General features: G+C 67.7%; 9 protein-coding genes. 5 read left to right on the forward strand and 4 right to left on the reverse strand.

Annotation, left to right across the window (positions count from 1 at the left end; genetic code table 11):
* Positions 1 to 620 (reverse strand): alpha/beta fold hydrolase (locus VFL64_RS12495; RefSeq protein WP_489540707.1); only part of this gene is annotated, 620 nt, incomplete at its 3' end.
* 49 nt (positions 621 to 669) lie between these two features.
* On the opposite strand from VFL64_RS12495, the gene VFL64_RS12500 reads away from it, so the two are divergent.
* Positions 670 to 1440 carry a 3-hydroxybutyrate dehydrogenase gene (locus tag VFL64_RS12500; RefSeq protein ID WP_489540708.1) on the forward strand — a complete coding sequence of 257 codons (771 nt, stop codon included), beginning with the start codon at positions 670 to 672 and terminating at the stop codon, positions 1438 to 1440.
* A gap of 105 nt (positions 1441 to 1545) precedes the next feature.
* Here VFL64_RS12500 and VFL64_RS12505 read toward each other — a convergent pair whose 3' ends face one another.
* Positions 1546 to 2244 carry an SIMPL domain-containing protein gene (locus VFL64_RS12505; protein WP_489540709.1) on the reverse strand — a complete coding sequence of 233 codons (699 nt, stop codon included), beginning with the start codon at positions 2242 to 2244 and terminating at the stop codon, positions 1546 to 1548.
* Positions 2245 to 2443: 199 nt separating this feature from the next.
* Here VFL64_RS12505 and ompR point away from each other — a divergent pair, with 199 nt between their 5' ends.
* The 3 genes from ompR (at position 2444) to VFL64_RS12520 (ending at position 5611) form a co-directional block, all read left to right on the forward strand.
* The gene (ompR, locus tag VFL64_RS12510) at positions 2444 to 3178 is read left to right on the forward strand and encodes an osmolarity response regulator transcription factor OmpR (protein ID WP_156154226.1); all 735 of its coding nucleotides are present in this window, start codon (positions 2444 to 2446) and stop codon (positions 3176 to 3178) included.
* A 76-nt stretch (positions 3179 to 3254) separates the two neighbouring features.
* Entirely contained in the window at positions 3255 to 4583 is a 1329-nt protein-coding gene (locus VFL64_RS12515) for a sensor histidine kinase (protein ID WP_489540710.1), read from the forward strand.
* Positions 4580 to 5611 (forward strand): metallophosphoesterase, encoded by a 1032-nt coding sequence (locus VFL64_RS12520; RefSeq protein ID WP_489540711.1) that lies wholly within the window; start codon positions 4580 to 4582, stop codon positions 5609 to 5611. The genes VFL64_RS12515 and VFL64_RS12520 overlap by 4 nt, the downstream gene beginning before the upstream one ends.
* Here VFL64_RS12520 and ispF read toward each other — a convergent pair whose 3' ends face one another.
* Both ispF and ispD read right to left on the reverse strand, forming a co-directional pair.
* Positions 5612 to 6109: a 2-C-methyl-D-erythritol 2,4-cyclodiphosphate synthase gene (ispF, locus tag VFL64_RS12525; RefSeq protein ID WP_489540712.1), complete on the reverse strand. Its 498-nt coding sequence runs from the start codon at positions 6107 to 6109 to the stop codon at positions 5612 to 5614.
* On the reverse strand, positions 6103 to 6801 hold the full coding sequence (ispD, locus tag VFL64_RS12530) for a 2-C-methyl-D-erythritol 4-phosphate cytidylyltransferase (RefSeq protein WP_489540713.1): 699 nt from the start codon (positions 6799 to 6801) through the stop codon (positions 6103 to 6105). Before ispD ends, ispF begins: the two co-directional genes overlap by 7 nt.
* A 97-nt stretch (positions 6802 to 6898) precedes the next feature.
* Here ispD and VFL64_RS12535 point away from each other — a divergent pair.
* Positions 6899 to 9380, forward strand: a 2482-nt coding sequence (locus VFL64_RS12535; RefSeq protein WP_489540714.1) for a transcription-repair coupling factor, incomplete at its 3' end; no start/stop codon positions are given.

Consider the following 9380-nt stretch of genomic DNA (forward strand, 5'->3'; position numbering starts at 1 on the left):
CGGAAAGGCACGGCAATCTGCGGGTCGTAGTGCGGCACGAAACCATCGCCATCGGGCCTGAGCATGGGCCGCGTCAGCGCCAGCCATTGCTCGCGGGTGTGCGGCCCGAAGCCTTGCGAGATGGCCCACAGGGCATCGGCCGCCTCGTCCAGCGTCTTCCAGCGCGCAGGCAGGCCCAGGTAGCTGCCGATGCGCGCGAGCGAGCTGGGTTCGATGCTCGGCCCCACGTCGTTGAGCACCAGGCGCTGCACGGGCGAGTTCTTCAGCGCCGACAGCACCAGGCCAATCAGGCCACCCATTGAGGTGCCAACCCAGTGCACGCTGCCGGCATCGAGCCGCGCGAGCAGGGTCACCATGTCGGCGGCATAGGCTGGGATCTGGTAGCCCGTGGGGTCAGCGAGCCAGTCGGACCGGCCGCGGCCCACGACGTCGGGGCAGACCACGCGGTACTCGCCCTGCATGGCTTGCGCGAAGGTGTCGAAGTCACGCCCCTGCCGCGACAGGCCATGCGCGCAGACCAGCACGCGCGGGTTGGCCGGGTCGCCCCACTCCCAGTAAGCCATGCGGTGCAGGCCCTGTGTGTCAAGACATTGCACGGAGTTCAGGCGTGGTTCCTGCATTGGTCTCTTTCGATTCGATAATGCACTGTATCAATCCGGAGGTTCGATCATGCTCAAAGGGAAAACTGCCCTCGTCACCGGCTCCACCAGTGGCATCGGCCTTGGCGTGGCTCTGTGCCTGGCGCGCCAGGGTGCCAATGTCGTCCTCAACGGCTTCGGCGAGTACGAGCCGGCGCGGGCCCAAGTGACGGCACTGGGCGTCAAGGCCGGCTACCACGGTGCCGACATGAGCAAGCCCGCCGAGATCGAGGCCATGATGGCCTACGCCCAGGCCGAGTTCGGTGGCGTCGACATCCTGGTCAACAACGCCGGAATCCAGCACGTGGCCAACGTCGAAGACTTCCCCATCGCCAAGTGGGACGCAATCATCGCGATCAACCTCAGCTCTGCCTTCCACACCACACGCCTGGCCATCCCCGGCATGCGCAAGAAGAACTGGGGCCGCATCATCAACATCGCCTCGGCCCACGGCCTGGTGGCCTCGGCACAAAAGTCGGCCTATGTGGCGGCCAAGCACGGCATCGTTGGCTTCACCAAGTCGATCGCGTTGGAGACGGCCACCACCGGCATCACCTCCAACGCCATCTGCCCGGGCTGGGTGCTGACGCCGCTGGTGCAGAAGCAGATCGACGACCGCGCCGCGCGCGAGGGCATCCCCATCGAGAAGGCCAAGGTCGAGCTGCTGAGCGAGAAGCAGCCCTCGCTGCAGTTCGTGACGCCCGAGCAGCTGGGTGAGTTGGCCGTGTTCCTGAGTTCGCCCGCCGCCGACCAGATCCGCGGCGTCGCCTGGAACGTCGACGGCGGCTGGGTGGCTCAGTAGTTAGCCCCCCAGTCGCTTCGCTCCTGCCCCCGAGGGGCGCCGCCTGGCGGACCGGCGAAGCCGGATCCGCGGGCGTGGCTTGATCTGTCGCTTGCTTCGCCCGCTCTACTTCGTGAGTTGCACGGTGCCGTTGACGTTCATGGTCACGGTGCTCTTGCCCAGCTCCACCGGCAGAGCTTCTGACGCGTCGGCGGCCTTGGCGTTCATGCGCATCATGGGCGCCGAGGCATAGGTCACCGGCTCGTTGCCGTTCACGTTGACCTCGCGCAGCGTGTAGCCGCTGAAGCCAAACTGCTTGGCGTAGTCCGCCGCCTTGGCGCGATATCGCGCAATGGCCTGCGCGGCGACATCGCTCTCGACCTTCTCGCGCTGCTCGCGCGACAGGCCCGTGCCCACGCGGGCGATCGTCATCGTGCTGATGCGCCCGGTGAGCTGAGCGATGCCGGGGATGTCGCGGCCTTCGATGCCGAGCTCGGCCGTGCCTTGCCATCCGGTGATGCCCCCCTTGGGGTTGTAGCGCGGGAAGAGCGAGAAGTTGCCCGTCTGCACCTCGATCTGGCCCGGCTTGGCGGCCTTCTTCGCCTCTGCCAACGCCGCATCGAGCGCCTGCTTGAGCCCTGCCTGCACCGTGGCGGCGTCGGTGCCTTCGCGCGTGGTCGACAGCGTGACGCTCAGCAGATCCTTCGTCACCTCGACGCTCGCACTGGCCGCCAGCCCGATCACGTTCTGCGGCGGCGGGTCGGCAGCCCACACCGAACTCGCGGCAAAGAACAGGGCCAAGGCGGGCTTCAATGAATGCTTCATGCAGTTCTCCAGGGGAATCGGACCGCAAGCCTAACGGCTGCGGCCCAACACCCGCCGACACGCGACCATGGGCTTCGCACCGCGGCACTTGGCACTGCAAGCGCCATGTCATAGATTTGTAACAAGTGGTCAGACCGACCGAAAAGCAGTGGTGAACCTGCGCACAATCGTCGTTGTTACAAATGACCGAGAGGCAGCCATGACGCCCAACACCAATGCCCGCCCTGACCGCGTTGTCGTGGTGGACGACGACGCCCGCATCCGTGACCTGCTGCGCCGCTACCTCACGCAAGAAGGCTTCGAGGTGCTGCTGGCCGAAGATTCGAAGGCGTTGAACCGCGTGCTCACACGCGAGACGGTAGACCTCATCGTGCTCGACCTCATGCTCCCCGGCGAAGACGGCCTCTCGATCTGCCGCCGCCTGCGCGCCGCGAACGACGTGACGCCCATCATCATGCTCACCGCCAAGGTGGAAGACGTGGACCGCATCGTCGGCCTCGAAGTCGGCGCCGACGACTACCTGCCCAAGCCCTTCAACCCACGCGAGTTGCTGGCCCGCATCCACGCCGTGCTGCGCCGCCGTCCGGCGATGGAAGCGCCCGGCGCCCCCGCCAAGGACGCCCAGACCGTCACCTTCGGCCCCTTCGAGTTCGACCTGGCGCTGCGTCGCCTGTCCAAAGACGGCGAACAGATCGCGCTCACCACCGGTGAGTTCTCCATGCTCAAGGCCCTGGTGCGCCACCCGCGCCAGCCACTGTCGCGCGACAAGCTGGCCCAGCTGGCGCGTGGCCGCGAGTTCGAGCCCTTCGACCGCAGCCTCGACGTGCAGATCTCGCGCCTGCGCAAGATGATCGAGCCAGATCCGGCCCAGCCGCGCTACATCCAGACCGTCTGGGGCGTAGGCTACGTGTTCGTACCTGATGGCGCGGCCTGAGCCCAAGAAACAGCGCCAGGGCCCCAAGACGGGGCCCTTTTTTGCGCCGACGGTACCGGACCCGCAGCCCACTGCCATGCCCCGCAAAGCCGTCGCGCTCAGCCTCTTCTGGCGCACCTTCTTCCTGCTCGCCATCCTGCTGGTGGGCGGCGTGTTTGCATGGGTACAGACCTTCCGCGCGCTGGAGTTCGAGCCCCGCGCCGTGCAGTCGGCGCAGCAGATCGCAAGCCTGGTGAACCTCTCGCGCGCGGCAATGAAGTACGCCGACGACATCAACCGCCTTACCCTGGTCAAGACCATGTCGAATCAGGAAGCGGTGAAGGTCTTGCCGCGCGAGCCGGGCGACAAGTGGGAGCCCTTCGAGTCTGACCGCTTCTCCCGCGCCATTGCCGACGAACTGCACACCCGCCTGGGGGTTGATACCGTGGTGGCCTCGGCGGTGAACGGCGTGCCCGGCCTGTGGGTGGGCTTCTCGGTCGAGAAAGACGCCTACTGGCTGCAGGCCGACCCGACCCGCGTGCGCCCGATGGCCGGCAGCAGCTGGCTGCTGTGGGTGACCATCGCCTTGCTGGCCACGGTGCTCGGTTCGGCGGCCATCGCCCGCCTGATCAACCAGCCGCTGCGCGACCTGTCCTTCGCGGCCAGCCGCATCCGCGATGGCGAATACGAATCGCAGCTCGACGAGAACACGCTCACCAGCGAGATCCGCCAGGTCAACATGGGCTTCAACCGCATGGCTCGGGAGCTGGCCAAGGTCGAAGAAGACCGCGCGGTGATGCTGGCCGGCATCTCGCACGACCTGCGCACGCCGCTGGCGCGCCTGCGGCTCGAGGCCGAGATGAGCGTGCACGACGAAGAGGCCAAGAAGAACATGGCGCTCGACATCGACCAGCTCGACGCCATCATCGACAAGTTCATGGACTACGCCCGCCCCGGCGAAACCAAGCTGGTGCCGGTGCACGTGAGCAGCCTGGTCGAGCGCGAAATGCAGGGCTTCCGCGACCCGTCGCAGATCCGCATCAGCTCGCGCGTGGCCATCGACACCAAGGTCATGGCCGACGAAGTGGAGCTTGGCCGCGTGTTCCAGAACCTGTTCGAGAACGCGCGCCGCTACGGCCGCTCCACCGACACCGGCATCGCCCGTGTGCAGGTGAGTTACGCCCGCACCGGGCCGTGGGTGATCCTCTCGGTGCGCGACAACGGGCCGGGCGTGGCGCCGGAGAAGCTCAAGCAGCTCACCACGCCCTTCTTCCGCGGCGACGCGGCCCGCACCGCCGCCACCGGCGCCGGCCTGGGCCTGGCCATCGTGGAGAAGGCCGTCCAACGCATGGGCGGCAGCTTCGAGATCGCGAACGCGATGGATGGCGGCCTGGTGGCACACATCCGCCTGAAGAAGGCCCCGTGACGCGCGCACCGCAAGCGCCCCGCCCGCTCCGGCGCGCGGCAATCGTCGTGCTGTCGGCCTTCGCAACACTGTTTGTGCTGCTGGTCTGGAACGACCTGCGCGACACCTGGGTGTCCTCCGGCTACGAGAAATACATTGTGGCCAGCCTGTGCGTCTACTGGGGGATGTGGGCGCTGTGGCCGATGACGGCCTGGCTGCTGTGGACTGCGGCGAGCCTGTTCCGCCAGCGCCGGCTGTGGAGCGGCGCAATCACCGGCTTGGCACTGTCTCTGTTTGCCGCACTCACCTGGGCGCGCTTCATCGAACCCAACCACCTGGTGGTGCGCGAAACGACGCTTGCGAGCCAGTGCGGCGTGCGCGTCGCGCTCGTCTCCGACATCCACATGGGCCTGTTCATGCGCGAGGCGGATCTGCGGCGTCTGATCGAACGCCTGAACGCCCTGCCCGTCGATGCCGTTCTCGTGGCCGGCGACTGGACCTACCAGCCCCCGCGCGACCTGAACCGCACCTTCGCGCCCTGGGCACAACTCAAGCACCCGAGCTTCGCCGTGCTGGGCAACCACGACGAGGAGATGCCGGGTCCACCCGTCACCCTCGCGCTGCGCGAGGCACTCATTGCGACGGGCGTGAAGCTCATCGACGGTGAAGAAATCCCGCTGGGCCATTGCGCGCTGATGGGCGCAGGCGACCTGTACGCCGGCGCGGCCGAGACCGACATCTCGCACCTGCGCCTGGACAAACCCACCCAACCCGTCGAACGCCGGGTGATGCTGACGCACAACCCCGACGTGGTCACCCGTCTGCCGGCCGGCATGGCCTCGCTCGTGCTCGCCGGCCACACCCATGGCGGCCAGATGCGGGTGCCCTACCTGACGCAACGCATGCTGCGCCGGGCCACGCGCGGCGCCTTCGATCAGGGCCTCTACACCTTCCCCGACGTGCGCATGTTCATCACGCCTGGCGTGGGCTTCAGCATCCTGCCGATGCGCTTTCTGGTGCCGCCGACGATCGACGTGCTGGCGCTCTGATCAGGCCTTGACCAGCAGGCACACCGCGCGCGCCTCGATGGATTCGAGCCGCCCCACCGGCCCCATGTTCTCGGCCGTCTTGGCCTTCACGTTGACCTGCTCCACCGGGATGCCCAGCGCTGTTCCGATGCGCTGGCGCATGGGCTGGATGTGAGGCGCCATCTTCGGCGCCTGGGCAATGATGGTGCTGTCCACGTTGCCGATGATCCAGCCGGCAGCGCGCACGCGGCGGCCGGCCTCCGTCAGCAGGGCCAGCGAATCGGCACCCTGGAACTGCGGGTCGGTGTCGGGGAAATGGCGGCCGATGTCACCCAGCGCCGCGGCACCAAACAGCGCGTCGGTGATGGCGTGGCAGAGCGCGTCGGCATCGGAGTGGCCCTTGAGGCCGTGCGTGTGCGGGATTTCCACGCCGCCCAGGATGAGCTTGCGGCCCGTCACAAGCGCGTGCGTGTCCCAGCCTTCGCCGATGCGCCAGCGCGGCACTTGCGGTTTCAACATGATGTGCGTGTCCTCAACAGGCGCTCGGCGAGCGCGAAATCGCTGGGGTAGGTGACCTTGAAGTTCTCGAACGAGCCCGCCACGAGCTTGGGCGCACGGCCGGTGGCCTCGATGGCGCTGGCTTCGTCGGTGACGTGGTGGGCGCCGGCCAGGGCCTGCTGCAGGTCGCCCAGGCGAAACATCTGCGGCGTCTGCGCCTGCCACTTGTGGGCACGGTCGACCGTGGCGGCCACGCGGCCGGCGGACTCGTGCTTCAGCGTGTCGGCCAGCGGCAGGGCCAGCAGGCCGCCCACAGCGTCGTCGAGGCAGGCGTCGATCAAGGCGTCGACCCACTCGGCGCGCAGCAGGCAGCGCGCTGCGTCGTGCACCAGCACCCAGTCGTGCGCTTGCGCGCCACGGCTGACCAGTTCACTCAGGCCATTGGCCACCGACTCGGCCCGGGTCGCACCGCCCACACGCGCCACCCAGCCCGCGAAGGCCGGCGCATGCGATTCGAAGACCTGGTCGTGCGGGCTCAGCACCACCAGCGTCTGCTTGAGGCGCTTCACCTGCGCGAGCGCACCCAAGGTGTGCGACACCAGGCTCGCGCCGGCAAGCGGCGCGTACTGCTTGGGACCTCCGGCGCCCGCACGCTCACCCACGCCCGCACAGGGCACAAGAGCGTAGAGGTGAGTGGGAGATGCGGTGGTCATCAGGTGCGCGAGAAGGGCCGAATTCTATAATTCGCCCGGTTCATCGCCCCGGAGGAAAGTGCCTCATCGGGGCTGTTTTGTTTTGTGCCATCGGTCAATGCAGATCCCCAGCCTCGCCCCCGGTAAACGCTTCACCCTGCCCCGCCCCATCGGTTCGGCCGATGCCCTGCTGCTGGCGCGCTTCGCGCAAGCGCAAAAGGCGCAAGGCCGGCTCACGGCCATCGTCAGCGCCGAGCCGGCCGACACGCAGCGGCTCGAAGGCGAGTTGCAGTTCTTCGCGCCCGAGCTGCGCGTGGCCGTGTTCCCCGACTGGGAGACCCTGCCCTACGACACCTTCTCGCCACACCAGGACCTGATCTCCGAGCGCCTGGCCACGCTGTGGCGCATCCAGCAGGCCGACGTGGACGTGGTGCTGATGCCGGCCTCCACGGCGCTCGTGCGACTGGCACCGCCCAGTTTCCTCGCCGGCTACACCTTCCACTTCAAGCAGAAGGCCAAGCTGAACGAAGCGGCGCTCAAGTCGCAACTCACGCTCGCCGGCTACCAGCACGTCAGCCAGGTCGTCTCGCCCGGCGAATACGCCGTGCGCGGCGGGCTGATCGACCTCTTCCCCATGGGGTCGCTCGTGCCTTACCGGGTAGACCTGTTCGGCGACGAAGTCGACAGCATCCGCACCTTCGACCCCGACAGCCAGCGCAGCCTCTACCCCGTGCCCGAGGTGCGCCTGCTGCCCGGCCGCGAGTTCCCGATGGACGAAGAGTCGCGCGCCGCCTTCCGCAACCGCTGGCGCGAGAAGATGGAAGGCGACCCGACCAAGGTGCGCCTCTACAAGGACATCGGCAACGGCATCGCCACCGCCGGCATCGAGTACTACCTGCCGCTGTTCTTCGACAGCACGGCCACCATCTTCGAGTACCTCGGTTCCAACGCCGCGCTGGCGCTGCACGGCGAGATCGACGAAGCCCTCAAGCGCTTCTGGACGGATACCCGCGAACGCCACCGCTTCCTGCAGCACGACAAAGAGCGGCCCATCCTGCCGCCGGAAGACCTGTTCCTGCGTGCCGAAGACTTCTTCACGCTGGCCAATGCCCAGCCCACGCTCGCCGTGCGCGGCAAGGAACCCGTCGACTGGGCCCGCCCGCTGCCCGACCTGAGCGTGGACCGCGGCGCGCCCGATCCGCTGAAGAAGCTGCAGCTGCACCTGGGCGCCACACCTCACCGCGTGCTGGTGATGGCAGAGAGCCAGGGCCGCCGCGAAAGCCTGCTGGAGCTGCTGCGCGACAACAAGATCGAGCCGCCGAGCGTGGCCAGCCTGGCCGAGTTCGAGGCCAGCGACGAGCGCTACGCGATCGCAGTCGCGCCCATGGCCGAGGGCTTCTTCTGGACGGAGCCGAACATCCAGTTCGTCACCGAGACCGAACTCTTCGCGACGACGCCGACGGCGCGCCGCAAGCGCAAGCAGGAGCAGGTCAGCGACGTCAACGCCCTCATCAAGGACCTGTCGGAGCTGAAGGTCGGCGACCCGGTGGTTCACGTCAACCACGGCATCGGCCGCTACGTGGGGCTGGAGAACATTGACCTGGGCGAAGGGCCGAGCGAGTTCCTGATCCTCGAGTACGCCGACAAGGCCACGCTCAAGATCCCGGTGGCGCAGCTGCACCTCATCAGCCGCTACACCGGCGTGAGCGCCGAGGAGGCGCCGCTGCACAAGCTCGGTTCTGGCCAATGGGACAAGGCCAAGCGCCGCGCCGCCGAGCAGGTGCGCGACACCGCCGCCGAGCTGCTCAACCTCTACGCCCGCCGCGCGGCACGCGAGGGCTTCGCCTTCCGCTTCACGCCGCACGATTACGAGGCCTTTGCGGCGAGCTTTGGCTTCGAGGAGACACCCGACCAGAAGGCCGCCATCCACGCGGTGATTCAGGACATGGTGTCACCGAAGCCGATGGACCGCCTGGTCTGCGGCGACGTGGGCTTCGGCAAGACCGAGGTGGCCCTGCGCGCGGCCTTCGTGGCCGTCACCGGCGGCAAGCAGGTCGCCATCCTGGCGCCGACCACGCTCTTGGCCGAGCAGCACTACCAGAACATCGCCGACCGATTCGGCAAGTGGCCGGTCAAGGTGGCCGAGCTGTCGCGCTTCCGATCCGCCAAGGAGATCAAGACCGCGCTCGAAGGCATCGAAGACGGCACCATCGACATCGTCGTCGGCACGCACAAGCTCATCAGCCAGAGCGTCAAGTTCAAGCGGCTCGGGCTCCTGGTGATCGACGAAGAGCACCGCTTCGGTGTGCGCCACAAGGAGGCCATCAAGGCCCTGCGCGCCGAGGTCGACGTGCTCACGCTCACCGCCACGCCCATCCCGCGGACTCTGGGCATGGCGCTCGAAGGACTGCGCGACCTGAGCGTGATCGCCACCGCACCGCAGCGCCGTCTGGCGATCAAGACCTTCGTGCGCACCGAGGGCACGAGCGTGATCCGCGAGGCCGTGCTGCGCGAGCTGAAGCGCGGTGGGCAGGTCTACTTCCTGCACAACGAGGTGGAGACCATCGAGAACCGGCGCCAGAAGCTGCAGGAGCTGCTGC

Origin of the sequence: Rhizobacter sp., assembly GCF_035702065.1 — a bacterium.
In the GTDB taxonomy this organism is placed as follows: domain Bacteria; phylum Pseudomonadota; class Gammaproteobacteria; order Burkholderiales; family Burkholderiaceae_C; genus Rhizobacter.